The organism is Delftia sp. Lp-1, from assembly GCF_020523835.1.
Taxonomy (GTDB): Bacteria; Pseudomonadota; Gammaproteobacteria; order Burkholderiales; family Burkholderiaceae_C; genus Comamonas; species Comamonas acidovorans.
This window is the reverse complement of sequence record NZ_JAJALJ010000003.1, coordinates 220,453-246,444: the sequence shown is the minus strand read 5'-3', so window position 1 is coordinate 246,444 and position 25,992 is coordinate 220,453. Positions and strand designations below refer to the sequence as shown.

The following is a 25,992-nucleotide window of genomic DNA, read 5'->3' as shown; positions in this document are numbered from 1 at the left end:
CAGTGGCGATCAAGGGCGCGCTGACATGCGCCTGTTACAAACAGCGGGCAGCGCCGTCTGCAGATCCTCTATAAGACAAAAGATCTGTGGGGCCTGAAAGAAATGTCGGGAAACCGTCTTTTCCCTGACATATCAATGCATTGCACAGTTCCTGGCATGCTGCTTGGCCCGCAGGAAATTGTGGATTCTGCGCATGGGGGCGTGTCGGATGGCGCAGTGCAGCATGGTACATTCGGCGATTGCCAGGTCACTCCGCCTTGAGGCAGCACCCCAGGGCTACCGGGTCAATCCCCCCCTATTTGTTTGAGAGAGACATCATGAAGATTCATGAATACCAAGGCAAGGACATCTTGCGTCAGTTTGGTGTGCCTGTACCTCGCGGTATCCCTGCGTTCACAGTGCAAGAGGCCGTCGAGGCCGCCCAGAAGCTCGGCGGCCCCGTGTGGGTCGTGAAGGCCCAGATCCACGCTGGTGGTCGCGGCAAGGGCGGCGGCGTGAAGGTCGCCAAGACCATTGACGACGTCAAGGCACTGGCTGGCCAGATCCTGGGCATGCAGCTGGTCACGCACCAGACCGGCCCCGAAGGCCAGAAGGTCCGCCGCCTGTACATCGAAGACGGCGCCGACATCCAGAAGGAATACTACCTGTCGTGCGTGACCGATCGCGGCACGCAGAAGGTGGCCTTCATCGCTTCCAGCGAAGGCGGCATGGACATCGAGGAAGTGGCCCACTCCACTCCCGAGAAGATCATCACCATCTTCGTTGACCCCCTGGTCGGCCTGACACAGGCCCAGGGCGAAGAACTGGCCAAGGGCATCGGCATGCCTGCCGACTCCACCGCCCAGTTCATCGACATCTGCCAGAAGCTCTACAAGTGCTACATGGACACGGATGCCTCGCTGGTCGAGATCAACCCGCTGAACCGTGACAGCAAGGGCAACGTGGTTGCCCTGGACGCGAAGTTCAACTTCGACGCCAACGCCCTGTTCCGCCTGCCCGAAATCGTGGCCCTGCGCGACCTGGACGAAGAAGATCCCGCTGAAGTCGAAGCCTCCAAGTTCGATCTGGCCTACATCTCGCTGGACGGCAACATCGGCTGCCTGGTCAACGGTGCAGGTCTGGCCATGGCCACCATGGACACCATCAAGCTGTTCGGCGGCGAGCCGGCCAACTTCCTGGACGTGGGCGGCGGTGCCACCCCCGAGAAGGTCACCGAAGCCTTCAAGATCATGCTCAAGAACCCCAAGGTCGAAGGCATTCTGGTCAACATCTTCGGCGGCATCATGAAGTGCGACACCATCGCCACCGGCGTGATCACTGCCTGCAAGGCCGTGAACCTGCAAGTGCCCCTGGTCGTGCGCATGAAGGGCACGAACGAAGAACTGGGCAAGAAGATGCTGGCCGAGTCCGGCCTGCCCATCATCAGCGCCGACACGATGGCCGAAGCGGCCACCAAGATCGTCGAAGCCGTCAAGTAAGCAGGCCCGGAGAAAACACCATGTCGATCTACATCAACAAAGACACCAAGGTCATCACCCAAGGCATCACGGGCAAGACGGGCCAGTTCCACACTGAAAAGTGCATTGAATACGCGAACGGCAAGAACTGCTTCGTGGCCGGTGTGAACCCCAAGAAGGCCGGCGAAAAGATCTTCGACGTGCCAATCTACGCCTCCGTCAAGGAAGCCGCGCAAGGCACGGGCGCCACGGTCTCCGTGATCTACGTTCCCCCCGCAGGCGCTGCCGCCGCGATCTGGGAAGCCGTGGAAGCCGACCTGGACCTGGCCATCTGCATCACCGAAGGCATCCCCGTCCGTGACATGCTGGAAGTGCGCAACAAGATGCGCGCCAAGGAAGCCGCAGGCGGCAAGCGCACCCTGCTGCTGGGCCCCAACTGCCCCGGCCTGATCACGCCCGACGAGATCAAGATCGGCATCATGCCCGGCCACATCCACAAGAAGGGCCGCATCGGCGTGGTCAGCCGCTCCGGCACGCTGACCTATGAAGCCGTGGCACAGCTGACCGAACTGGGCATTGGCCAGTCGTCGGCCGTGGGCATCGGCGGTGACCCGATCAACGGTCTCAAGCACATCGACGTGATGAAGGCCTTCAACGACGATCCCGACACCGACGCCGTCATCATGATCGGCGAAATCGGCGGTCCCGACGAAGCCGAAGCTGCCCGCTGGTGCAAGGACAACATGAAGAAGCCGATCGTCGGCTTCATCGCTGGTGTCACCGCCCCTCCCGGCAAGCGCATGGGCCACGCCGGCGCGCTGATCTCCGGCGGTGCCGACACGGCCGACGCCAAGCTGGCCATCATGGAAGAGTGCGGTTTCGTCATCACCCGCAATCCTTCCGAAATGGGTCGCCTGCTCAAGGGCCTTATCTAAGCGGCACCGGTTCTGCGTGACATCCTGGGGTTCGCCCCAGGAAAAAATTACGCAGAATTACGAATCGGTAAGGCGGCAAGTCCGCCCTACACTGACGACTCCAAAAAAGAAAAAGCGCCAGAGGCCACCGCCCTGGCGCTTTTCAACTCATAACAGTGGAGAAACCATGGAATACCTGCAAAGCGCCGATTTCTGGATCGGCCTGTTGAAGATCGTCTGGATCAACATCATCCTGTCTGGCGACAACGCCGTTGTCATCGCCCTCGCAGCACGCTCGCTGCCCCCCGCACAGCAAAAGAAGGCCGTCATGTTCGGCTCCGGCGCCGCCGTGGTGCTGCGGATCATCCTGACCGTGGTCGCGGCCAAGCTGCTGGAGCTGTCCTTCCTGCAGATCGTGGGCGGCTGCCTGCTGCTGTGGATCGGCTTGCAACTGCTGACCGGCGAAGAAGAGGATGAAGGCGAATCCAAGGGTCACGGCAGCATGATGGTCGCCATCCGCACCATCCTGATCGCCGACCTGGTGATGAGCCTGGACAACGTGATTGCCGTGGCCGCCACGGCGCAGGGCAACATGGTCCTGCTGATCCTGGGCCTGGCCATCAGCATCCCGCTGGTGATCTTCGGCTCCACGCTGATGATCAAGCTCATGGAGCGCTTCCCCGTCATCATCACGCTGGGCGCCGCCCTGATCGGCTGGGTCGGCGGAGAAACCATCGTCAACGACCGCCTGCTGCACGACTACGCCATCAGCCATCCCTGGCTGCACTATGTGGCGGCTGCCGCCGGTGCTGTGCTGGTCGTCGGCATTGGCAAGCTCCTGCAGTCGCGCTCCGGCGCCAAGCACGCGGCACAGGCCTGATACTGCCGCAGGCGGCCCCTCGCCACCTCCACAACGCACTGCCTCGGCAGTGCGTTTTTGCTTTGTGAGGATCCGTTCTTGATGTGGCGTCAAGCTGACGAGCCGCTACGCCGGCCCATTCTTGGCACTTGGGGGCACTGTTTTCATTTACGCTGTGCACCGGCTTCACCATTGCATCTGCACACAGGGACTGATGGCAACACCGCCGCGCCCGCCCTTCGCCACCATGCCCAGCGCACCCAAGACCCCGGACCAGCCCTGCCGACAGGCAGTCCCTGCGCAACACTGCGCCATGGTTGCGCGCACCGATGTGGGCCGGCGCCGTGACAACAACGAGGATGCGGTCACTATCCACCCCAGCGCCCAGCCCTGGCCCATTGCGGTGCTGGCCGATGGCATGGGCGGCTACAACGCCGGCGAAGTCGCCAGCGCCATGGCCATCAGCCTGGTATCCGTGGCACTGCAAAGCGTGGCCACCGAGGCGCCGGCAGCCAACACTCCGCAAGCCCGCCAGGAATTGCAGCAGTCACTGGCCAATGCCTTGAACCTGGCCAACGCCGCCATTCTTACGGCTGCCCGGGAAACACCGGGCTGCCGCGGCATGGGCACCACCATCATTGCCGCAGCCCTGCTGCCAGGTCTGCTGATGCTCGCCCACCTTGGCGACTCGCGGGCCTACGGCTGGCGCGAGGGTCAACTGCTGCGCCTGACCCGAGACCACACCTGGCTCCAGGAAGAAATCGACGCAGGCCGCATCCAGGACCACGAAGCCCGGCAATCCGGCCTGGGCCACCTGCTCACCCAGGCCCTGGGCGTCACGCCGGACGTCACGCCCGATTTCAATGAGTGGCCGCTGCAACCCGGCGACCGCATCCTGCTGTGCTCCGACGGCCTCACCGACATGCTCGATGACCAAGCCATCGCCACCCTGTTCACCCAATCCAGCCCGCTGCCCGTCTTGCTGACCTCGCTGCTCGCCGCCGCCAATGAAGCCGGCGGAAACGACAACATCAGCGCGGCGCTGATCGAGATACAGGCCAGCCCGCCCCCTGCAGCCAGCACTTCCCTCGATTGAGCCCCACACAGCGATCGACGGCAGATCCCAACCGATGGACGCGCTTGCCTGCACCGCCCTCGCAGGTTCCAATTGTTAAAAATGATTGCAAATCCAACAATCAGGAAAAGACAATCCATAGTCTGTATCAAATACGATGGCAGACCTCGGCGCGCGCAGGCCGCAGACATAATATTTGGATACACCCCAGCTCCGGATCGCCCAGTGGATGGTGCAAGCCGGGCATAACAAAGGAACTTTGAGCATGCCGACCCTGGTCATCTCCATCGACGGCGCCGTCATCAAGGAAGTGCAGCTGGCCAAGGAGCGCACCACGCTGGGACGCCGCCCCTACAACGACATCGTGATCGACAACCTCGCCGTCAGCGGCGAGCACGCCGTTCTCAGCATCGTCGACGGCACCGTCACCATCGAAGACCTGCGCAGCACCAACGGCACCTATGTCAACGGCCAGCCCATACTGCGGCAGACCCTGAACCACGGCGACCTGCTGGACATCGGCAAGTACAAGATCCGCTTCGTGCAGCAGCAAGTCAGCGCCTCCTCGCGCTCGGCACTGGCGGCCATTGCCGCAGCAGTGGAGGCAACCCGCCCAGCCCCCTTGGCGGAAGACCTGCCATCGCAGTTCAGCACCCAGACCCCCTCAGGCTTCGACCACACCCTGCCCCCTTCCATGGCCGGACTGGCCACACGCCAGGCCGCCATCCGCATGCTCAACGGCAACGCCGCCGGCCGCGAAGTACCACTGGTCAAAGTCGTCACCACCCTGGGCAAGCCCGGCGTGGCCGTCGCCTCCATCACCCAAAAGCACCACGGCTTCGTGCTCGCCCAGCTGGAAGGTGACGCCCTCAGCCTCAAGCTCAACGGCCAGGAAATCGGCCGCCGCGCCATGCCGCTGCAACATGGCGACACGGTGGAACTGGCAGGTACGCAGATGCAGTTCCTGGTGGCGTGAGGGACCCTCTTGATCCACTGACAAGGTTCGCTGTTGCTTCGTTGGCAAGCGCATCATCCTTGACAAAAATGTCACGCAAAATTGGATCGATTTGTCAGAGAATGTCGACCAGCCGTGTAATTTGCAACCAAACAATACACAAGCGCGAACCTTGGTCTCAAGGCGCGACTGGCACGGCTCTTGCTCGACAGAGCATGCAATCAACCCCCTATGAGGAGAAGTTCATGAAGCGTTCCATCCAGCAAGGTTTTACCTTGATCGAACTGATGATCGTTGTGGCGATCATCGGCATTTTGGCAGCCGTTGCGCTGCCGGCTTATCAGGATTACACGGTGCGTGCGCGCATCACCGAAGGTCTTAGCCTTGCTCAACCTGCTCGCTCTGGCTTGGCGACTGATGGTTCAGCAGGAGTGGCTGACTATCAACGCTACACAGCATCTTGGAATGACCAAGCCAACAAGACCGGTGCGAACTCCAAGTATGTCAAGTCCGTACAGTTTTCTGCGGCAGGATCCGGTGCCACAGGTGCTGACGGCGAACATATTCTCATCACATACATCGCTGCTGCTGTCGGTGGTTTGAATAATAATGTTGAACTGCGTCTGTTTCCCCGCGTGCGTGTTGATACATCCTCTAAGGATGCAGTATCGCTGGCTACGGCTTGGGGAAAAAGCGAATCAGGCTCTATCGACTGGGCTTGCACCAGCACTGAAGCCAAAACTGCCAATGCGCGCAAAATGGGCACCTTCACTCCTGACACTACTAAGGGCGTGATGGCAAAGTTTGTCCCCGCAGAGTGCCGATAATCCATTGCCAAAATAAAAAAAGGAGCGCTTGCGCTCCTTTTTTTTATTTCCTTTGCAACAGGCAACATCTCATAATTTAATATTCAAAGAAGAGTTCCTCCATGGGATGGTTCGTTCATGTGATGCCAAAGACAAAAGCGGCAGCATTACATTTTCTCGCAAGCTTGATCGTCACCATATTGACGGCATTCTTAGTATTTTTGATCTGGTTCCCTCCTCCTTACCAAGAGCTTGTAGGTGGGAAAAACCTATTTCTGCTTGTAATAGCGGTTGACACAATCTGCGGCCCTTTGCTTACTGCAGTAGTTTACTCACCTTTAAAATCCAGAAAAGAACTAATACAAGACTTGGGATTTATCGTCTTAATACAATTAACAGCGCTTACTTACGGAGTGCACACCATTGCCCAATCAAGACCTGTCTATCTTGTATTTGAAGTAGATAGATTTCGAGTCATCACTGTCGCAGATATACAAAAAGAAAAACTGCGACCACAACAAGGTGGACTGCACGAGCTTCCCTGGTTGGGACCAATAGTAATTGGGATACGTGATGCAAAAGATAACAAAGAGCTAATGGAAAGCCTTGATCTATCCCTCAACGGCGTCGCTCCCTCATCCAGACCAGAATGGTGGGAACCACTTTCCTTAAGTGCTTCAAAGATCATATCGGCCGCTCATCCCATCAAAGAGCTATTAGAAAAACACAAAGACAAAGAGACCTTAATCTATGAGGCAATCAAGGCCAGTGGCCTCCCAAAAGAATCCCTATCCTGGCTCCCCGTTACCAGCTTCAAGACAAATGAGTGGATTGCCCTCATTAACAACCAGACCGCTGAAGTAATGTCATTTGCTCCTATTGATGGATTTTGAGATATAAATTAAAACTATGCCTCTTAGATTCTTAATTTCACTCACGGCCAAGGAGCGCAATAAAAATATTGCAAAACCCGCCTGGAAAAGCCAGGCACTTTTTTTCTTAATCCTATCAATTTCGAGTATTGCATTTCAATGTGCTTCTATTTATTTTGGATATAAGCGCTATTTATTCAATCTCGAAACAATACTCTCATTTTTAATATTTTCCATGGGGTATAGATGGTTTGCGACCATCATCTTTATAGCTTCTGTGTTTCAAGAAATATTTCTTGGAATGGCGTCTATATTGTATTTATTCGACTATTCTCAGATAAAAACAATCGCAGGATTTATATTTGAAGCAAAAACCTCATATATATTTAGCTTAGGCATTGCACTATTAATAATTTCTACAATTTTTATAGGAACTTCGCATTTACTTCGCAAAGTCAGTTGGCAACGGGTATTATTTATCTTGGTTACACTTACGGCAGTCCAGCTTACAGCTTCTTTCAAAGAAGGAAATTTTAATAAGCCGTCTCTGGCAAGCAGGGAAAATCTGATATTTGGAAGCTCCTCTTATTTCATCCAAGAGCTTTTCGAGCTGAACAGGAAATTATTCAATCTCAGAAGCCACGATAATGTTGACTATGTACAAATTCAGTCTCCTTCAGCATTCGAACTAACAGTGGACAATTCGCTAAAGAAAGAAAATCAGCCTGATAAAATTTTGTTTATTATTGCAGAATCCTGGGGATTACCAACAGATCCAAAAATACTGGAGCAACAGATCCAGTCACTACGGGATAATAAAAAACTTGAAATTATCAAGCTAACAAATATACATGCTGTCGGTGCCACCGCATTCGCAGAGTTCAGAGAGCTTTGCGGGAAGATCCCGACAAAGCTCAACCTGAACAAGATTGCAGAATCGGACCTGGGCCCCTGCAGACCTAAGAAATTTTCAGAACAAGGATACAAGACCATATCGATACACGGCGCACATGGCACGATGTACGACAGAGTTAACTGGTATCCAGTTCTTGGCTTCCAAGAGATGATATTTAAAGAGATACTTCCTTTTGGAAAGGAATACCAATGCTACTCATTCCCAGGATATTGTGACAGATATTTATTTCCCACAGTAGTAGAGAAAATCAGTTCAACTGAGAAAGTTTTCCTTTATTGGATGACATTAAACTCCCACACACCCTATGATCGACGAGATACTCATAACTACAGAGAGAATCTATGCAAAGCAGTCTTTAAAATTGATTATGAAGCCCAGCTTTGTACCTACCAAAATCTTCACACTCAGTTCTTCGATAATCTATCGGAGGCCCTCCAAAATCCATCGTTAACTGGCACAGAAGTAGTTATTGTTGGAGATCATGCTCCAATATTTAACAACGAATCATCCAGGTCATTATTTGAGACACAAAAGGTCCCGGTGCTTCATTTACTAGTAAAATGACACCATTGCAGAGATGAATCGAGACAAATGCAATTAAGATTAAATATTAATCCAATTCAGAATCGCCAACACATTTTAGTCAAAGACCAGCGCTAAGCAGTTATGTTTCGTATCCTCACGGTAAGACTATCCTTCTGTGGCTACAGCTATAACCTCTTTTCCCAGCATTCGTACCCTTCGCCAAAGGTGGTGCACGCAATTTCGCTGTGAGCAACGAGACCACCCTCAATGGCATCCTGTATGTTCTACACGCTGGTATTCCCTGAGATGATCTCCCTAAGTCAAGCATCGCTGGGTGGTGGAGAAAACACACGGCTTGTTTGCAGGTTTTGACAAGATGCGCATAGGTTTCGAGAGGCCGCTGGACATCCACGAGGCTCTGCTAAAATTAGCGGCGGCAGTCTCATCTGTGCGCGCTTCGTGAATCGGTGGTTTTAGCGGTTCTTAATTACCCCGACTTCCCCCCTCGCTTCTCCACCACCCGCACCCCCTCCATCACCATCGCCTTATCCACCGCCTTACACATGTCATAGACCGTGAGCAGCGCCACCTGCACAGCGGTGAGTGCTTCCATCTCGACTCCTGTAGGCCCCACCGTTTCCACGGTAGCCACACAACGGACAGCAGATACATCTGGCAATAAATCAAAGTCGACCGCCACCCGCGTCAACGCCAACGGGTGGCACAGCGGAATCAGGTCACTGGTCTTCTTGGCCGCCATGATGCCGGCAATGCGCGCAATGCCCAGTACGTCACCCTTCTTGGCGGTGCCGCCCTGAATGATGGCAAGGGTAGCGGGCTGCATGACGATGCGGCCTTCGGCGATGGCGATGCGGTGGGTTGCGGGCTTGGAGCCAACATCGACCATGTGGGCCTGGCCCTGGGCGTCGAAATGGGTGAGGGAAGACATGGCAACTCCTGAAAATGCACGGGCCGGCCTACGGCAGTCCTGACACGCTGGTCAGTCCTGCCATGAACGTTCGGCGAACCGAGGCATCATAGTGGGGTGTTTCACCGCCCCGTGCCAATGCACGGGCCCGGCCCCTTGGTTCTTACCTGCCCATGCGCCCATCACGCCTGAAGACACATATCGCCGTCGGCCTGCAGTTGCTGGCGGCCGCTCTCACCATCGCAACGCATGTCCCCGCACAGGCCCAGTTGCGCCTGCCCACGCTGGGCGACGGCGCGGCCACGACCACCAGCGACGAGCGGCGCCTGGGTGACCGCATCATCCGCTCGCTGTACCGCGATCCGGACTACATAGACGATGCGGTACTGCAGGAATATGTGGAAGGCATCTGGCAGCACCTGGTCGATGCGGCACGCACGCGCGGCGAGCTTTCGGATGAGCTGGAAGAGCGCTTTGCCTGGGAGATCCTGCTGGGGCGGGACCGATCGGTCAACGCCTTTGCGCTGCCCGGCGGCTATCTGGGGGTTCACCTGGGCCTGATCGGCGTGGTCAGCACACGCGACGAGCTGGCGTCGGTGCTGGCACACGAGCTGAGCCACGTCACGCAGCGTCATATCGCGCGACTCATTGCCCAGCAGGGCAAGCAGACGCCGCTGATGATCGGCTCGATGATTCTGGGCGCGCTGGCTGCCAGCCGCAGCCCCGATGCCGCCATGGCCATGATGATGGGTGGCCAGGCGCTGGCCGTGCAGAACCAGTTGAATTTTTCGCGCGACATGGAGCGCGAGGCAGACCGCATGGGATACGGGCTGATGGCGCCTGCGGGCTTTGCGCCGCAGGGCTTTGTGACCATGTTCGACAAGCTGCAGCAGGCCAACCGCCTGAATGACAACGGCAGCTGGCCCTATCTGCGCAGCCATCCGCTGACCACAGAGCGCATGGCCGACATGCATTCGCGCCTGCCGCGTGGCGTTGCGCCTGCGCCAGCACCATCCCTGGAACACGTGATGATGGCCGCACGGGCCCGCGTGCTGTCGCGCCCCGGCGTGGATGTGCTGCGCCAGTGGGCCGAGCAGCCGCGCTCCACCAGCTTTGGCAGCCAAACCCAAACCCAGCAGGTGGCGCAGCTATATGCCGCCACGCTGAGCGCCGTGCAATTGCGCGATTGGGCCGAAGCTCGGGAAATGTCCGGGCGGCTTCAAGAGGCAACCGCCGCAGATGCCGGCGCCCAGCGGCAGGCCAAGCTGCTGCAGGCCGAACTGGAGCTGACGGCCGGCAAGCCCGGCGCCGCGTTGCAGGCGTTGCCACCGCTCTACCTGCCGGCAGCTGCGCCTGCCCAGGCCAATCCCACGGAATCCATCCCCGCCAAGACAACGGAAAGCGGCCCCAGCCTGGCCACCGTCAATGTGGTCGAAAACCGCGCCGTGCGCAGGCCGGAATTGCTGATGCGCACCCAGATCCTGCTGCGCGAGCAAGGCGCCGCCAGCATGGCGGGCCCGCTGCAGACCTGGGTGACGGACCACCCGCGTGATGCCAGCGCCTGGCAGTTGCTGGCCCAGGTGCAGCGCGCCCAGGACCAGGAGCTGCGAGCGCTGCGCGCAGAGGCCGAGGCCCAGGTCGCGCACTACGACTACGCGGCGGCAGTCGACCGTTTCAAGGCCGCGCAGGATTTGGCCCGCAAGGGCGGGCCCAAGGTGGATTTCATCGAAGCCTCCATCGTGGACACGCGGCTGCGTGCTGTGGAGGAGCTGCTAAGGGAACAGGCGCGCGAGAAGTGATTCGATGGCCAGGCCCAGCAGCGAGTAGATGAGCGCACCCAGCATGGCCGCCCAGAAGCCCGCGACGTGAAAGCCGCTGAGCAGGCCCGAGGCTGCCCAGAACATCAGTCCGTTGACCACGAAGAGAAACAGCCCGACCGTCACGATGGTCACGGGCAGCGTCAGCACCACGAGGATGGGGCGCAGCACCGCATTGAGCAGGCCGATGACCAGCGCCGCGATCATGGCCGAGCTGAAGCTGTTGACCTGCACGCCACCATAAAGATAGGCCACGACCAGCAGGGCACCGGCGCTGAGCAGCCATTTGATCAGGATTTTCATGCGGGCAGCATAGCAGCAGCCGGCAGATCCGGGTTGAGGCGGCGCACTGGAAACCGTGGACCGGAGAACCCCATGAAAAACGGCATCCCTTTTTCCGGGATGCCGTCCTGAAAGCGATCGCCTGACCAGAGCGGCCAGGCAGACGCCAGCCTTTAGATCATCGCTTCCTCGAACACCAGGCCCATCAGCGCGCCGATGGCCGCCAGCGTTCCCGGAAGATTCCAGCGCCGGCCCAGCGGGGCGCCCGGCGCCACGGCAGGAGCCGTGGCTTCCTGCTTGGGGCGGCGTGCATCGACGATCTGGGCCGTGCCGTGCTCCTGCTGGAGCTGGGCCACCAGTTCGGCCAGCGGGCCCTTGGCCAGCACCGGCGTGATCCTGCCAGCGCTGTCACCGAACACCGGCAACAATTGGGCGAACAGCTTGTCCGCCCACTTGCCGCGCCAGCTTTCGCGCGCGCTGTGGCTCACCCATTTGCTGACCCGGTGGGTAATGCGCGGCGCGCAGGCCACCAGCAGCCAGTGCGAGGCCTGGGCCTGCGGCGAGGCGGCCAGGGCCTGTACCAGAGGCAGAGCGTAGGAAGCGTCATCCACGTAGACGATGATGGGGTTCAAAGCAAGTCCTTGTCGAACTGGGTTTGCGGGAGTGGGAGAGGCAGGCGGCCGGGGCCGCCCTTGCCATGGATTGTCGCGAATCGGCGCGGGCGGCCCATCGGGCCAACCCGGCGCCCACCTCAACTTTTCAGCGGATCAGGCTCCGTGGGCGCCGGCCTTGGGAGCAGGACGGCGCGAAGCGATGTACTTGCCCAGCGCCAGCACCAGCAGGGCTCCGAACACGCTGGCACCGTACTTGAGCATGTCGGTCTGGGGCAGCTTGACCATCCAGTCCCACTTCTCCGTATTGGCGAAGACGGGGTCGGTGACCAGCATGCCGCCGGCAATCCAGCCCAGCAGCATGCCGCCGGCCACGATGATGATGGGGAAGCGCTCCATCAGCTTGATCACGAGCTGCGAGCCCCAGACGATGATGGGGATGGAGATCAACAGGCCCAGCACGACCAGCAGCATCTGGTGCTCGCCCGAGCTCTGGGCAGCGCCGGCGATGGCGATCACGTTGTCCACGCTCATCACCAGGTCGGCAACGATGATGGTCTTGATGGCGGCCAGCAGCTTGTCGCTGCCCTGGATGTTGTCGTGGCCGTCTTCATCAGGGGCAATCAGCTTGATGCCGATCCACACCAGCAGCAGTGCGCCGACGAACTTCAGGAAGGGCAGCGCCAGCAATGTCATCGCGAAGGCGATCAGGATGACGCGCAGGATGATGGCACCCGCCGTGCCCCAGATGATGCCCTTCTTGCGTTGCTCGGGCGGCAGCTTGCGGCAGGCCAGCGCGATCACGACCGCGTTGTCGCCGCCCAGCAGGATGTCGATGATGATGATTTGGCCCAGGGCCACCCAGAACGGGGCGTGAGTCAGAAAGTCCAAGTCCATAAGGTCCTCGCTGTTGAGTAAGGCCGGCGAGAACTCCTCCCTCCTGGAGAAACACCCACCGGCACAGAAAGACCGATGCAACGCCGCAGCGCCTACCCGGGCAAGGACATGCCTGGCTCAGGGGAGAACACATTGATCGACCGTCATCAGGTCCATCAAAGGTCTTGCTCGGCTGCGGTATGCACCGCAACCCGGAAGGCCGGAAGCTTGCGCTTCGTATTGACGACCATTCCGATGCCGGCACGGTGGCTTTGCAAAAACCACCCCCGCCGGCAGAGAGCTACTCCCCTTCGAACCTGTGGATTGCAACACAAAGCCGCCACGGCACGCAAGTGAAAAAACCCTTCATTTCCACGGAAAGCACAAGTCGCGCATCCCCCAGACCATTTATTCGCCTACCTCAAATGCTTCACTATCCATAGCAACCCTTGAACCAACGGAGTGTTGCAGCCATGCCCGGCCGTGCGCGGGCAGGCGTCTTATCATCGCTGTCCCTTCCCCCTGACCGTCCATGACCGCACTGCACATCACCGACATCGAAGCCGCCATCAACTACTGGCGTGAGCGCCATCCGTCCCCGGACGGCGTGCTGCTGCAGCCCGAAGTACGGGCCCTGGCCGAGGTGTACGCGCTGATGATCTTCTGGCATGAGAGCGAAGTACAGGTTGAGGGCTTTCCCTCGCACGCCATGGCGGCCTGGCTGGCCTGGTACGACACCACGCCCGATACGCCCTGCATCGCCATCTGCTCCACCAGCCAGGGCGACGAAAGATGCAAGGGCTGCGGCCGCAGCTTTGACGAAGTGCAGCTGTGGACCGCGATGGAGCCGGCACAAAAGCGGATGGTCTGGCGCAGGATCACGGCAGAGGGCGACTCCTGGCGTTTCACCCGCTATGCAGAGCGTGCGGCCGAGCGCACGGACACATCGCGTGACTCTGGCTGATTGCTGGTTGATTGCCGGCTGATCTGCCGGATACCGCACCGGACCAGTGCGATGTTGCAGACGGCCTAACATCGGCCGCCATGCTGCAGACCGCCGCTTACCGCCACAGCCACCTCCGCCTTTGCTTGCGCCTCACGGCACGTGATGCGGGCGAGACGCGCGTGCCGGCCGGCAAGGCCTGGCCCGCCACGGCCACGCGCCTGCGCGAGCGTGACGCAGCACGGCTGAACATCGGCCCCCGACAGGCCGCACGGTCTTGATGCGCTGCCCTGCGCGGAACCGGGCAGCGTCGCTTCACTGAATCCGCTCTTCTTGCGCCGCCTTCATCTCTAGGCTGAAGGCGGTTGGATTTTCACGCGTCTGCCCGGCCTCAAGGCCAGCCGACGAAGCGAGCCCTGCCGTGACCTGTCTAGCCCTTGCCCCAGCCGGGCCCTCTTTTGCCGCCCCCTCTTTTTCCACGCTCTTGCGCCATCTGCGCCATCTGAGCGATACCGTGGCGCATCGCGCCCTGCCCCGCTGCGCGCCACGCCACGTCACCGAACTGCGCATCGACGTGATGCAGCCGCTGGTGGAGGGCGAGCTCGAAGCCATTCACGAGCGCCTGTACCAGCCCGGCAACAAGCTCCATGGCCTGGAGCGCCGCCCGTTGCACGACCCGCAGTTCCAGCTGCACTGGCGTGAAGCCGACGGCGAATGGTTTGCCTACGTGGAGGACATGGAGCGGCGCTGCCTGGCCGGCTACACGGTGTTCAATCGCCTGGTCGAGGTGGACAAGCGCACCGACCGGCGCGTGCGCTCGCCGCATTCGCGCTTTGCGCCGCATTACCAGCGGCGCGGCATTGCCAGCGCCGTGTATCGCAGCGTGCTGGACAAAGGCACCTGCCTGGTCAGCGGCGCACGCCAGTCACCGGGCGCCCACGGCCTGTGGAACCATCTGGCGCGAAGCTATGACGGCCGATATGTGGGCATTGCGGACAGCAAGTCGCTCATCCATCTGGGCCGCAATGTGCCGGACGATGTCATGGACCGCCTGTCCACGCGCCGCATGCTGCTGGGCGCGGGCTGGACCGTGGAGTCCTTCGCCCAGGCCGTCCGGATGCAGTTGCCAGGTTGAAACGGGGACTTGAGCGGGAGCCCGTTTACTTCCAGCGCAGCGGCTCGATGAAGACCGTGCCCAGGTTGCTGCTGAGCGTCAGTGCGCCTTCCTGGATGGTGGCCTGCAGCTGCATGCTGCGCTCGGCCAGCTCCGCCAGGGATTGGGATGTTTCGGAGGGAATGCGCCAGACCTGCAGCTTGTTCAGCCGCGCCAGCTTGCCCTCCAGGCCCTTCCACCAGACCTCGGCCGCATGGTGGAAGGCGTAGAGCACCACCGCATCGGATTTGTTGCAGGCCTTGGCGATGGGCTTTTCCTCGGGCTGGCCGACCTCGATCCACAGGCGCTTGGCGCCTGTGAAGTCGGTCAGCGAGACATCGGGGTCTTCGGGATCGGACAGGCCTGCACCAAACGCCAGCGTGCCGTCGCCCTTGCACATGTCATTGAGCTGGTGTGCATTGAGGGCCAGGGCCACCAAGCGCACCATCATGCGTTCGTCCGTCTCGCTGGGATGGCGCGCCAAGGTCAGCGCATGGTCGGCGTAGTAGCCGTGGTCGATGTCGGCGATGGACAGGTTCGCCTTGAAGATGGTGGATTTGAGGGCCATGAGACAGAACCTATCAAAAACAAGAGCTGCCGCAGCAAGCCTGTGCTTGCATCGGCAGCCCTGAATGGTTGAAGCGCGCCCTTCATGGCGCGGCAAAGGATGGATTAGACGCGGCGGGCCAGCTCGGCCGCCTTGCCCACATAGGAGGCAGGCGTCATGGCCAGCAGGCGGTCCTTGTCGGCCTGGGGGATTTCCAGGCCGTTGATCAGGCGGTGCAGGTCGTCGGCCTGCACGGTCTTGCCGCGCGTGACTTCCTTGAGCTTTTCGTAGGCGCCCTGCACGCCGTAGCGGCGCATGACGGTCTGGATGGGCTCGGCCAGGACTTCCCAAGCGTGATCCAGGTCTTCCTGCAGGCGCTCTTCGTTGAGTTCGAGCTTGTTCAGACCCGTCATCAGCGAGCTGTAGGCCAGCGTGGCATAGCCCATGGCCACGCCGATGTTGCGCAGCACGGTGGAGTCGGTCAGGTCGCGCTGCCAGCGCGAGATGGGCAGCTTTTCGGCCAGGTGCTTGAGCAGGGCGTTGGCCAGGCCCAGATTGCCTTCGGCGTTCTCGAAGTCGATGGGGTTGACCTTGTGCGGCATGGTGGACGAGCCGATCTCGCCGGCCTTCAGGCGCTGCTTGAAGTAGCCCAGGGACACATAGCCCCAGACATCGCGCGAGAAGTCGATGAGGATGGTGTTGGCGCGCGCGATGGCGTCGAACAGCTCGGCCATGTAGTCATGCGGCTCGATCTGGATCGAGTAGGGCTGGAAGCTCAGGCCCAGGCCCTGGGGCTCGGGCGACTCGATCACCTTCTTGCTGAAGGCTTCCCAGTCGAACTCGGGCCAGGCCGACAGATGGGCGTTGTAGTTGCCGACGGCGCCATTCATCTTGGCCAGGAGCTTGACCTCGGCGATGCGGGCAGAGGCCTTTTCCAGACGCACCAGCACGTTGGCGATTTCCTTGCCCACGGTGGTGGGGCTTGCGGTCTGGCCGTGCGTGCGGCTGAGCATGGGAACGGCCGCGTAGGCGTGGGCCATCTCGCGCAGCTTGGCGGTGATGCCCGTCAAGGCCGGCAGCAGCACGCTGTCACGGCCGGCGCGCAGTTGCAGCGCATGGCTGGTGTTGTTGATGTCTTCGCTGGTGCAGGCGAAGTGCACGAATTCGGCGGCCTTGAGCAGCTCGGGACGGCCGTCGAACTTGCCCTTGATCCAGTACTCCACGGCCTTGACGTCGTGGTTGGTGGTCTTTTCGATGTCCTTGATGGCCACGGCATCGGCCTCGGAGAAGTTCTTCACCAGATCCTGCAGATAGACGCGGGCGCCTTCGGTCAGGGGCTTGAACTCGGCAAAGCCGGCGTCCGACAGGGCGATGAACCAGGTCACCTCCACCTGCACGCGGCGGTGCATGTATCCCATCTCGCTCATGATCGGGCGCAGAGGAGACAGTTTGGCGGCGTAGCGGCCGTCGAGCGGGGACAGGGCGGAGATGTGCGGCAGATTCATGGGCCGTGATTGTAGGTGCGCGCGGCAAAAACGGGGGCTGTAGGGGGAGATCGCCGGGCAGCGCATAGAATCGGCTGCCCGCCCATGGGCCGCCTCTTCGCCACGGAAAACAGCCATGAAACTGATAGGTTCCTCCACCAGCGCCTACGTACGCAAGGTACGCGTCGTACTGGCCGAGAAAAGGCTCGACTATCAGTTCGTCGAGGAAAACCCCTGGAGCCGCGAGCTGTCGCCGGGCACCGGCAACCCGCTGGGCAAGGTGCCGCGCTTGGTCATGGACGGCAGCGATGCCATGTTCGACTCGCGCGTGATCGTCGAATATCTGGACACACTTTCCCCGGTAGGCAAGCTGATCCCCGGCACAGGCCGCGAGCGTGCCGAGATCAAGACCTGGGAAGCCCTGGCCGATGGCGTGCTGGACGCCGGAGCCCTTGCCCGCCTCGAGGCCACCTGGGATGGCCGCAGCGAAGAGCAGCGTTGCCAGGCCTGGATAGACCGCCAGTTGGCCAAGGTGCGCGCCGCACTGAACGTGATGTCCCAGGGCCTGGGCGACAAGCCCTATTGCTGCGGCATCCACTTCACCCTGGCCGACGTGTGCGTGGGCTGTGCCCTGGGCTGGCTGGACTTTCGCTTTCCCGAACTGGACTGGCGCGCCGACCACCCAAATCTGGCCACCTTGCAGGCAAAGCTGGCGGAACGCGCCAGCTTTGCGGCCACACGCCCGCCCCAGCCCTGAAAACGGGTCACCCCCCGCAACGACAACTGCAGCTGCCGCGGCAACAAAAAAGGCCACCCGATGGGTGGCCTTTTTGCTGGCATAAAAAAGTTGCGAAGCATCCCGAAACGAATAAAGAGAGGGAGGGAGGAGAAGCGCTTCGGGCGGAACAGTTCAGGACTGTGGCCCCAGAGGCTTCGCAACGTGAAATTCGGTCTGGATACCCTCTCTCGTCAACCTGTCCAATAGATGAGCTACTTTTGCAGAAGTTCCAGGGGTCGGGGGCGGGAAAAATGTAACATTTTGACGAGCAGCGTCATTCTGCTGTAGGCCGTGTTCGATGGATGCTGACGGGACGGCGTCGGCCAGGGCCGACCACCTTCCCTCCCCGCATCCTCACACCAGAGCGCCCCCCGTGAAAACCGCTTCCCACAGGGCCTTGACCGGCGCGCTGAGCGGTTCGGCCTGGCCGGGCACCAATTGGGCCGTCCGCTCGTCCAGCCGCGCTACGTGCTGCAGGCGGCGCAGTTCACGGTAGGCCCGGGCGGCCTGCTGGCCCACGCCTGCAGGCAGCAGGCCCGCCTCTTCCGCACGCTGCAGCAGCGCGATGTTGCCCAGATTGGCCATCAGCCCCGGATGCAGGGCCGATTGCGAGAGAACCAGGTACTGGACGGCGAACTCCACATCGACCATGCCACCGGGGCTGTGCTTGACGTCGAAGAGGCCGCCGCGCACCGGATGCGCGCTGCGCACGCGTTCGCGCATGGCCACGATCTCGTCGCGCAGGGCCGCGGCGTCGCGCGGCGCGGTGATCACGGCCTCGCGCACGGCGTCGAAGCGGGCCTGCAGATCGTCGCTGCCCAGCACGAAGCGCGCCCGCGTCATGGCCTGGTGCTCCCAGGTCCATGCCGTGTTGCTGCCGCGCTGCTGCTGGTAGTTGGCATAGGAGGCAAAGCTGGTCACCAGCAGGCCGGAGTTGCCGTTGGGGCGCAGCGCGGTGTCGATCTCGAACAGATCGCCCTCGCCCGTCTTGACGGCCAGCCAGTTGATGAGCTTGCGCACAAAGGCGGCATAGATCTCGGAGGCGTGCTCGTCGTCGTCATCGAAGACGAAGACGATGTCCAGGTCGCTGCCGTAGCCCAGCTCCTTGCCGCCGAGCTTGCCGTAGCCAATGATGGCGAACTGCGGCGACTCGCGGTGGCGGTTCTTGAGCCGGCTCCAGCACCAGCTGGCCGTCACGCGCAGCACGCAGTCGGCCAGCGCACTGAGGTCGTCCGCCACCTGCTCGACCGTGATGCGGCCCTCGATATCACGCGCCAGCGTGCGGAAGACCTCGGCATGGTGGGCGCGGCGCAGCAGGTTCAGCAGGGTTTCGTCGTCGTCCTCGCCCGTGGTCTGCAGCGCGGCCAGGCGCAGGGCCAGCTCATGCTCGAAATCCATGGGAGAGAAGCGCTCGCCCAGCATGGCGTCGTTGGCCAGCTCGTCGATCACGCCCGGGTGCTGCTGCAGATAGCGCGCGGGCCAGCGCGCCGCGCCCAGCAGGTCCAGCAGCCGCTCGTGCACGGCAGGGCGCTCCAGCAGCAGGGCCAGATAGCTTTCGCGACGCAGCAGCGGCTCCAGCCAGTTCAGAAAGCGCACTGCGGCGTCTTCGGGCACGCTGCGCTCGGCCACCCATTGCGCCGTGCGCTGCACAAGGCGGAACAGCCGGCTGCGCGCCTCATCGCGCAGGTTGGCGATGCGGGCGTTGCCGCGCCAGTCGGCCACGTGGGCGGCCAGGGCGGGCGGCAGCTGCTCCATGAGTCCATCGATCTCGCGCGGCGTTCCTCCCTGGGCAGGGCTGCGGGCGCCGTTGCAGCGGCCCGCGCTGCATTGCGGGGGGGCCGAGCCGCCGAGCAGGGTGTCAAACTCCTCGGCCACCTTTTCGCGGTGGGCGTCGAACTGGTGCAGGAAGGCGCAGGTATCGGCAAAGCCCATGGTGCGCGCAATCCATTCGAGGTCGTCATCGCGCGTGGGCAGCACATGGGTCTGTTGGTCGTCCAGGTACTGTATGCGGTGCTCGACACGGCGCAAAAAGGTATAGGCCGCGCCCAGGGCGTCGGCCACTTCCTGGCTCATGAGGCCGGCGCGCGCCAGGCGCCCCAGCGCCTCCAGCGTGGGGCGGCAGCGCAGCTCGGGGAACTGGCCGCCACGCACCACCTGCAGCAATTGCACGGTGAATTCGATCTCGCGGATACCGCCGCGCGAGAGCTTGACGTCATTGGAGCGGCCGGGATGGCCCGCGCTGCGCCGCGCCGCATGCTCGCGGATCTGGCGGTGCAGCGAACGCAGCGCATCGAAGACCGCGTAATCCAGATAGCGGCGAAAGACGAAAGGCAGGACCACGGCGCGCAGCGCCTGCACCTGCGTGGAGCGCACGCTGTCCATGGGCGCCACCACCCGGCTCTTGAGCCAGGCGAAGCGCTCCCACTCGCGGCCATGGGTCTGCAGATACTCTTCCAGCGAGGCCAGCGAGACAGCCGACGGCCCCGAGTTGCCGTTGGGCCGCAGCGCCAGGTCCACGCGGAACACGAATCCGTGCTCGGTGGTGTCGCCGATCAGGCCATAGATGCCTTTGACAACGCGCGCGAAGTACTCATGGTTGGAGAGAACGCCGCGCCCGTCAGGCAGGCCGGCCGTGTCGCCGTCCTGCTCGTAGACGTAGATCAGGTCGATGTCGCTGGAGACATTGAGCTCGCGCGCGCCCAGCTTGCCCATGCCGATGATCCACAGCTGCACGGGCCGGCCCTCGGGGCCTTGCGGTGCGCCATGGCGCGCATCGAGTTCGGCGCGCACCTGGATGCAGGCGCGCTCCAGCGCCAGCTCGGCCAGCTCGGTCACGGCCCGCGTGACCACGGCCAGCGGCGCCTGCTGCTCGCAGTCGAGCACCATGGTGCGCTCCATGACCAGCTGGCGCAGCACGCGCAGCGCGGCCGACAGGTCCAGCCCGCGCTCCAGCAGCGCCGCCAGGGCCTGCTCCATGGAGGCGCGCTCGGGTGGGCCCGGCGGCAACAGGCTCAACTCGTCGCCATAGCGACGATGCAGCCGTTGGTGGAAACGGGAATAGGCGGCCTGTGCGGGGACATTCAAGGCCGTGTCTGCCATTGCGTGCTCTGAGGATTGCATACGGAACGCGAAAGAAGCGGCCACTCACGCGCAGAGGGATCGCAGCAACCCTTGGTTACCGTCCGGTCCCCGAGGGTGCCGGTCATAATTCCCGTCATAGCTGATGCCGCCGATGATCGAACCGAAACCGCACCCCACACGCCTGACCCGTTGGATGGCCGGCCTTGCGCGGTGGTCACTGGGGCTGGTCCTGGCCTTCTGGCTGGTCCTGGGCTCCGTGTGGGGGGTGCTCCATGGCTGGATTGTGCCGCGAATCGGCGAATGGCGTCCTCAGCTGGAATCCCTGGCCTCACGCACGCTGGGCCTACCCGTGCGCATAGGCAGCATCACGGCCCGCAGCGAGGGACTGGTCCCCCGGTTCGAGCTGGGCGACGTGGTGATCGAAGACCCAGAACACTCCGCGGACGCCCTGCGCCTGCCCAGCGTGGTGGTGGCCGTTTCGGCCCGCTCGCTGATGCGCCTGGGCGTGGAGCAGATCTATATCGACCGCCCCGAACTCGTGGTCCGCCGCGCGGCCGATGGCCGTGTCTTCGTGGCCGGCATCGAGATCAGCCCTTCATCGGGCGGGGACAATGCCGCCGCCGACTGGCTGTTTTCCCAGACCGAGCTGGCCCTGCGCGGCGGCAGCCTGCTGTGGGTGGACGAAATGCGCCAGGCACCGCCGCTGGCCTTGCGCGATGTGGACCTGGTGCTGCGCAACAAGGGCTGGAGCCACGGAATCCGCCTGGATGCCACGCCCCCCGAAGGCTGGGGCGAGCGCTTCATGCTCGCCGGCCTGTTCCGCGAGCCGCTGCTGTCCACGCACGAGGGCAACTGGCAGCGCTGGAGCGGACAGGCCCATGCGATGTTCACGCAGATCGACCTGTCCCGGCTCGGGCAGTACATGGATACGTCCGACCTGCGCCTGCAGCAGGGCCGGGGCGCACTGCGCGCCTGGATCGACCTGCGCCAGGGCCAGCCCGTGGGTGCCATGGCCGATGTGGCGGTGAATGCCCTGCAACTGCAGTGGCGCGAGAACCTGGAGCCGCTGCAACTGCAGGCGCTGACGGGCAGGCTGAGCGTGCAGCACCAGGACGGCTGGCGCTTCGCCGCGCAGAACCTGGAGTTCTCCACGGGTGACGGCCTGCACTGGCCTGCCGGCAACCTGCGCGCGCGCTACAACCCTGCGGGCGCCAGCACGCAGGGGGCGCTGGGCGAGCAGGGCGAGTTCCAGGCCGATGGCATTGACCTGGCCATCCTCGCTCAGCTGGGCCAGCGCCTGCCGCTGCCAGAGCAGCTGCAGCGCCATCTGGCCGACATGGCCCCGGCCGGCCAGCTGCGCCAGTTCCAGACAAGCTGGCGCGGCCCGCTGCAGGCTGTGCAGCAGTACAAGGTCAGCGGCGAGCTGCAGCAGCTGTCGATCGACGGCGTGGCATCGTCCGAAGGCCCCACGAAGCCGGGCATGCCCGGCATCAAGGGCCTGAACGCGCGCTTCTCGCTGGACCAGGACGGCGGACAGGCGCAGCTGGAGATGGAGGGCACGGGGCAGCAGCCGGCTGCGCTGTCCTTTCCTGGCGTCTTCGAGGAACCCGAGATCCCGCTGCACCGCCTGCAGGCCAGCCTGCGCTGGCAGTTGCGCGGGCAGGCCATCAGCGTGCAGGTGCCCAGCCTGCGCTTTGCCAACGATGACACCGAGGGCGAAGCCCGTGCGCAATGGCACACCGGCGACGGCAGCGACAAGCACCCGCGCTTTCCGGGCGTGCTGGACCTGCAGGGCCAGTTGCGCAACGCAGACGGCACGCGCGTGCACCGCTACCTGCCGCTGGAAATCCCCGCCGATGCGCGCCATTACGTGCGAGAGGCCATCCACGCCGGGCGCGCAAGCACGGTGAACTTCAAGGTGCGCGGCCACCTGGACCACGTGCCGGCCGAAAAGCCCAGCCAGGGCGAGTTCCATATCGCTGCCAAGCTGCATGACGTGCACTATGAATATGTGCCGCCCCATCTGCTCACGCATGGCGAGGCGCCCTGGCCGGCCCTGGTCGATCTGTCGGGCGAGCTGGTCTTCGACCGCTCGTCGATGGCCGTGCGCAATGCACGCGGCGAGTTCGCGGGCTACCCGCAACTGCAGATGCGCGACATCCAGGCCAGCATTCCCAACCTGGGCCACACCGAGGTGGCCGTGACCGCCAAGGGCCAGGGCCCGCTGGCCGACATGCTGGGCGTGGTCAAGACCTCGGCCCTGTCGGCGCTGACCGGGCACGTTCTGGACGGCAGCGAGGCCACGGGCGCCGCGCAACTGGCCCTGCAGCTGCAATTGCCCATCGACCACCTGGACCGCAGCAAGGTGTCTGGACAGGTCACGCTGGCGGGCAACTCCCTGCAGCTCGATGATCAGACCCCCCATCTGAGCCAGTTGCGCGGGGCCATCAAGTTCTCCGAAACCGGCTTCTCGCTGGCCGGCCTGCAGGCGCGCGCGCTGGGCGGTGAGCTGCGCGCCGATGGCGGCATGCAGGCGCTGGCGCGCAATGCGCCGGCCACCGAATCGTCCGTGAAGGTGCGTGTGCAGGGCACGGCCACGGCACAGGGGCTGCGCGAAGCCAGGGAACTGGGCTGGGTGGCCGACCTGGCCCGCCATGCCGAAGGCCAGTCGCCCTATTCCCTGCTGCTGAAGGTGCGGCGCGGAACACCCGAAATCCAGGTCCAGTCCAGCCTGCAAGGCATGCGCATCAACCTGCCCGCCCCGCTGGGCAAGGCAGCGGAGTCCATCCAGCCACTGAACGTGAGCCACCAGCTCGCACCCGCCAGCTTCACCGCGCCCGATGCCCCGCTGCGCGACCAGATCAGCGTGCAACTGGGCGATACGGGCTCGGTGTTCTATGAGCGCGACATCAGTGGCAAGCACAGCCGTGTGCTGCACGGCAGCATCCTCATCGGCCAGGAAGCGGGCACGGCTTCCACTTCGGGCCAGGGCGTGCAGGCCCACGTGCAGCTGCCGCTCTTCAATCTCGACGACTGGCTGGCACTGGCGCCGCAGTCCAGCGGCGCCAAGCCGGAGCCCGCCGATGCCGCAGACCCTGCGCGCGAATACCTCCCCGACCGGCTGACCCTGCGCGTCAAGCAGCTGCAGGCCAAGGGGCGGCAGCTGCACGACGTGGTGGCGGGCATCTCGCGCGATGGCGGCTCGTGGCACAGCAACCTCGCCTCCCAGGAGCTTGACGGCTACGTGGGCTTTCGCGAAGGCACGGATGCCCAGCCCGAAGGGCAGCTGGTGGCCCGGCTGTCGCGCCTGACGGTGCCCGAGGCCAAATCCGACCGCGTGGACGCCCTGTTCAGCGAGGGGCCGCGCCAGCTGCCGGCCCTGCAGATCGTGGTGGACGACATGCACCTGTCAGGCCACGCCCTGGGCCGCCTGGAAGTGGAGGCCCGCAACCGCCCCGTTCCCGGCAATGCGGCGGCGCGCGAATGGCAGTTGTCGCGCTTCAACATCGCCACGCCCGAGGCCACACTGACGGCCAGCGGCCAGTGGCGCCTGCCCCAGGGCCAATCCGAACACCCGGGGCGCAGCCAGTTGCAGTTCCAGCTGGACCTGCGCGACGTGGGCAAGCTGCTCACGCGCTTCGATATGCCCGGCGTGGTGGGCAACGGCAAGGGCGTGCTGCAGGGATCGGCGGGCTGGACGGGCTCGCCCATCACGCCCGACTTTCGCAGCCTCTCTGGCTCCATGCACCTGGATGTGCAGACCGGCCAGTTCCTCAAGGCCGAGCCGGGCCTGGCCAAGCTGCTGAGCGTGCTCAGCCTGCAGGCGCTGCCCCGCCGGCTGACGCTGGATTTCCGCGATGTGTTCAGCAACGGCTTCGCCTTCGACTTCATGCGCGGCGACGTGCAGATCACCGACGGCGTGGCGCGCACCAACAACATGCAGATGAAGGGCGTCAACGCCGCCGTGCTGATGGAGGGCACGGCCGACCTGGTCCAGGAGACGCAGAATCTGCATGTGGTGGTGGTGCCCGAGATCAATGCCATGACGGCCTCCCTGGTGGCCACGGCCATCAACCCCGTGGTCGGCCTGGGCAGCTTCCTGGCGCAGGTGCTGCTGCGCGGCCCGCTGATCGCGGCGGCCACCAAGGAATTCCGCATCGACGGCAGCTGGGACGAGCCCCAGGTCACGGCCCTGCCGCGGCGCCGGGCCACGACACCCTCCGATCCTGCCGGCAACAGCCCCGCCAGCACGCCCTCCGGCGCCACCGAGCCCGCTTCTTCAGGAGAGAACCCATGAAAATCGCAGCCCTGCAAATGGTGTCGGAACCCGATGTGCGCGCCAACCTCGACCAGGGGCTGGCACTGCTGCGCCAGGCGCGCGACCAGGGGGCCGAACTCGCGGCCCTGCCCGAGTATTTCTGCGCCATGGGCCTGCGCGACACCGACAAGCTGGCCTACCGCGAGAGCTTCGGCGCAGGCCCCATCCAGGACTTCCTGCGCCGCGCCGCGCGCGAGCTGCAGCTGTGGATCGTGGGCGGCACCCTGCCCCTGGTGGCCGATGACGATGCCCACGTGCTCAACAGCTCCCTGGTGTTCTCGCCCCAGGGCGAATGCGTGGCGCGCTACGACAAGATCCACCTGTTCCACTACGACAACGGACGCGAGCGCTACACGGAAGCCGCCGTGGTCCAGGCGGGCCACACGCCCGTGACCTGCGACATCACCTCGCGCGAGGGCGAGACCTGGCGCCTGGGTCTGAGCGTGTGCTACGACCTGCGTTTTCCCGAGCTGTACCGCCGCCTTGCCGAGCAGGGCGCCGACCTGCTGCTGGTGCCCGCCGCATTCACCCACATCACGGGGCTGGCGCACTGGGAAGTGCTGCTGCGCGCCCGCGCCATCGAAAACCAGGCCTACCTGCTGGCACCCGCCCAGGGCGGCCACCATGAAAACGGCCGCCGTACCTGGGGCCACAGCCTGCTGGCCGATCCCTGGGGCATGGTGCTGGCCCAGCAGGCCGAGGGCGCCGGCGTGGTGCTGGGCGAGATCAAGCGCGAGCGCCTGGCGCATGTGCGCCGCCAGCTGCCGGCCCTGGAGCACCGCGTCCTGTGAATCC

At 62.9% G+C, this 25,992-nt stretch carries 22 protein-coding genes and 2 pseudogenes; 17 read left to right on the top strand and 7 right to left on the bottom strand.

Annotation, left to right across the window (positions count from 1 at the left end; genetic code table 11):
• Nucleotides 1–317: 317 nt before the first annotated feature.
• The 10 genes and pseudogenes from sucC to LGR64_RS22060 form a co-directional block, all read left to right on the top strand.
• Nucleotides 318–1,478 (top strand): ADP-forming succinate--CoA ligase subunit beta, encoded by a 1,161-nt coding sequence (gene sucC / locus LGR64_RS22100; protein WP_071954120.1) that lies wholly within the window; start codon nt 318–320, stop codon nt 1,476–1,478.
• A 20-nt stretch (nt 1,479–1,498) separates the two neighbouring features.
• Entirely contained in the window at nt 1,499–2,392 is an 894-nt protein-coding gene (gene sucD / locus LGR64_RS22095) for a succinate--CoA ligase subunit alpha (RefSeq protein WP_012202800.1), read from the top strand.
• A 166-nt stretch (nt 2,393–2,558) separates the two neighbouring features.
• A complete protein-coding gene (locus LGR64_RS22090) occupies nt 2,559–3,251 on the top strand; it encodes a TerC family protein (protein WP_230357019.1) in 693 nt (230 codons plus the stop codon).
• Between the two features lie 292 nt (nt 3,252–3,543).
• Nucleotides 3,544–4,326 carry a PP2C family protein-serine/threonine phosphatase gene (locus LGR64_RS22085; RefSeq protein ID WP_230357017.1) on the top strand — a complete coding sequence of 261 codons (783 nt, stop codon included), beginning with the start codon at nt 3,544–3,546 and terminating at the stop codon, nt 4,324–4,326.
• A 244-nt stretch (nt 4,327–4,570) separates the two neighbouring features.
• Nucleotides 4,571–5,281, top strand: a complete 711-nt coding sequence (locus LGR64_RS22080; RefSeq protein ID WP_141830853.1) for an FHA domain-containing protein — start codon at nt 4,571–4,573, stop codon at nt 5,279–5,281.
• A 224-nt stretch (nt 5,282–5,505) separates the two neighbouring features.
• Nucleotides 5,506–6,087 (top strand): pilin, encoded by a 582-nt coding sequence (locus tag LGR64_RS22075; RefSeq protein WP_185750896.1) that lies wholly within the window; start codon nt 5,506–5,508, stop codon nt 6,085–6,087.
• A gap of 101 nt (nt 6,088–6,188) precedes the next feature.
• Nucleotides 6,189–6,959, top strand: coding sequence for a TfpX/TfpZ family type IV pilin accessory protein (tfpZ, locus tag LGR64_RS22070; RefSeq protein WP_141830858.1), 771 nt, complete (start codon nt 6,189–6,191; stop codon nt 6,957–6,959).
• A 16-nt stretch (nt 6,960–6,975) separates the two neighbouring features.
• Nucleotides 6,976–8,418: a sulfatase-like hydrolase/transferase gene (locus LGR64_RS22065; RefSeq protein ID WP_230357014.1), complete on the top strand. Its 1,443-nt coding sequence runs from the start codon at nt 6,976–6,978 to the stop codon at nt 8,416–8,418.
• A gap of 152 nt (nt 8,419–8,570) precedes the next feature.
• Nucleotides 8,571–8,678: pseudogene (locus tag LGR64_RS28680) on the top strand (IS5/IS1182 family transposase); the annotation flags it as partial.
• 23 nt (nt 8,679–8,701) lie between these two features.
• A pseudogene (locus LGR64_RS22060) lies at nt 8,702–8,856 on the top strand (IS5/IS1182 family transposase); the annotation flags it as partial.
• A 10-nt stretch (nt 8,857–8,866) separates the two neighbouring features.
• Here LGR64_RS22060 and moaC read toward each other — a convergent pair.
• Nucleotides 8,867–9,328 (bottom strand): cyclic pyranopterin monophosphate synthase MoaC, encoded by a 462-nt coding sequence (gene moaC, locus LGR64_RS22055; RefSeq protein ID WP_141830862.1) that lies wholly within the window; start codon nt 9,326–9,328, stop codon nt 8,867–8,869.
• A gap of 152 nt (nt 9,329–9,480) precedes the next feature.
• On the opposite strand from moaC, the gene LGR64_RS22050 reads away from it, so the two are divergent.
• Nucleotides 9,481–11,106 (top strand): M48 family metalloprotease, encoded by a 1,626-nt coding sequence (locus LGR64_RS22050; RefSeq protein WP_230357012.1) that lies wholly within the window; start codon nt 9,481–9,483, stop codon nt 11,104–11,106.
• Here the strand turns inward: LGR64_RS22050 and LGR64_RS22045 are convergent.
• The 3 genes from LGR64_RS22045 to LGR64_RS22035 form a co-directional block, all read right to left on the bottom strand.
• Complete coding sequence (locus LGR64_RS22045) at nt 11,080–11,427, bottom strand: phage holin family protein (protein WP_012202791.1); 348 nt, start codon at nt 11,425–11,427, stop codon at nt 11,080–11,082. The two genes, LGR64_RS22050 and LGR64_RS22045, sit on opposite strands and share 27 nt — an antisense overlap.
• A gap of 152 nt (nt 11,428–11,579) precedes the next feature.
• Nucleotides 11,580–12,038: a hypothetical protein gene (locus LGR64_RS22040; protein ID WP_230357010.1), complete on the bottom strand. Its 459-nt coding sequence runs from the start codon at nt 12,036–12,038 to the stop codon at nt 11,580–11,582.
• 135 nt (nt 12,039–12,173) lie between these two features.
• The gene (locus LGR64_RS22035; protein ID WP_012202789.1) at nt 12,174–12,914 is read right to left on the bottom strand and encodes a TerC family protein; all 741 of its coding nucleotides are present in this window, start codon (nt 12,912–12,914) and stop codon (nt 12,174–12,176) included.
• Between the two features lie 511 nt (nt 12,915–13,425).
• On the opposite strand from LGR64_RS22035, the gene LGR64_RS22030 reads away from it, so the two are divergent.
• The 3 genes from LGR64_RS22030 to LGR64_RS22020 all read left to right on the top strand — a co-directional run bounded on the left by LGR64_RS22030 (nt 13,426) and on the right by LGR64_RS22020 (nt 14,971).
• Nucleotides 13,426–13,857 (top strand): DUF3717 domain-containing protein, encoded by a 432-nt coding sequence (locus LGR64_RS22030; RefSeq protein WP_012202788.1) that lies wholly within the window; start codon nt 13,426–13,428, stop codon nt 13,855–13,857.
• Nucleotides 13,858–13,937: 80 nt separating this feature from the next.
• The gene (locus tag LGR64_RS22025; RefSeq protein ID WP_013804595.1) at nt 13,938–14,117 is read left to right on the top strand and encodes a hypothetical protein; all 180 of its coding nucleotides are present in this window, start codon (nt 13,938–13,940) and stop codon (nt 14,115–14,117) included.
• A 140-nt stretch (nt 14,118–14,257) separates the two neighbouring features.
• Entirely contained in the window at nt 14,258–14,971 is a 714-nt protein-coding gene (locus LGR64_RS22020) for an N-acetyltransferase (protein ID WP_199961293.1), read from the top strand.
• 25 nt (nt 14,972–14,996) lie between these two features.
• Here LGR64_RS22020 and LGR64_RS22015 read toward each other — a convergent pair whose 3' ends face one another.
• Together LGR64_RS22015 and purB are read right to left on the bottom strand one after the other, a co-directional pair.
• Complete coding sequence (locus tag LGR64_RS22015; protein WP_012202786.1) at nt 14,997–15,557, bottom strand: YaeQ family protein; 561 nt, start codon at nt 15,555–15,557, stop codon at nt 14,997–14,999.
• A gap of 104 nt (nt 15,558–15,661) precedes the next feature.
• Entirely contained in the window at nt 15,662–17,041 is a 1,380-nt protein-coding gene (gene purB, locus LGR64_RS22010) for an adenylosuccinate lyase (protein ID WP_230357008.1), read from the bottom strand.
• Nucleotides 17,042–17,156: 115 nt separating this feature from the next.
• Between purB and LGR64_RS22005 the strand changes: the two genes are divergently transcribed.
• On the top strand, nt 17,157–17,777 hold the full coding sequence (locus tag LGR64_RS22005) for a glutathione S-transferase family protein (protein ID WP_013804599.1): 621 nt from the start codon (nt 17,157–17,159) through the stop codon (nt 17,775–17,777).
• Nucleotides 17,778–18,152: 375 nt separating this feature from the next.
• Here LGR64_RS22005 and glnE read toward each other — a convergent pair whose 3' ends face one another.
• A complete protein-coding gene (gene glnE / locus LGR64_RS22000; protein WP_230357006.1) occupies nt 18,153–20,897 on the bottom strand; it encodes a bifunctional [glutamate--ammonia ligase]-adenylyl-L-tyrosine phosphorylase/[glutamate--ammonia-ligase] adenylyltransferase in 2,745 nt (914 codons plus the stop codon).
• Nucleotides 20,898–21,030: 133 nt separating this feature from the next.
• Between glnE and LGR64_RS21995 the strand changes: the two genes are divergently transcribed.
• Together LGR64_RS21995 and LGR64_RS21990 are read left to right on the top strand one after the other, a co-directional pair.
• Nucleotides 21,031–25,176 (top strand): YhdP family protein, encoded by a 4,146-nt coding sequence (locus tag LGR64_RS21995; protein WP_230357004.1) that lies wholly within the window; start codon nt 21,031–21,033, stop codon nt 25,174–25,176.
• Complete coding sequence (locus LGR64_RS21990) at nt 25,173–25,988, top strand: carbon-nitrogen hydrolase family protein (protein ID WP_230357002.1); 816 nt, start codon at nt 25,173–25,175, stop codon at nt 25,986–25,988. Before LGR64_RS21995 ends, LGR64_RS21990 begins: the two co-directional genes overlap by 4 nt.
• The last annotated feature ends 4 nt before the right edge of the window (nt 25,989–25,992 follow it).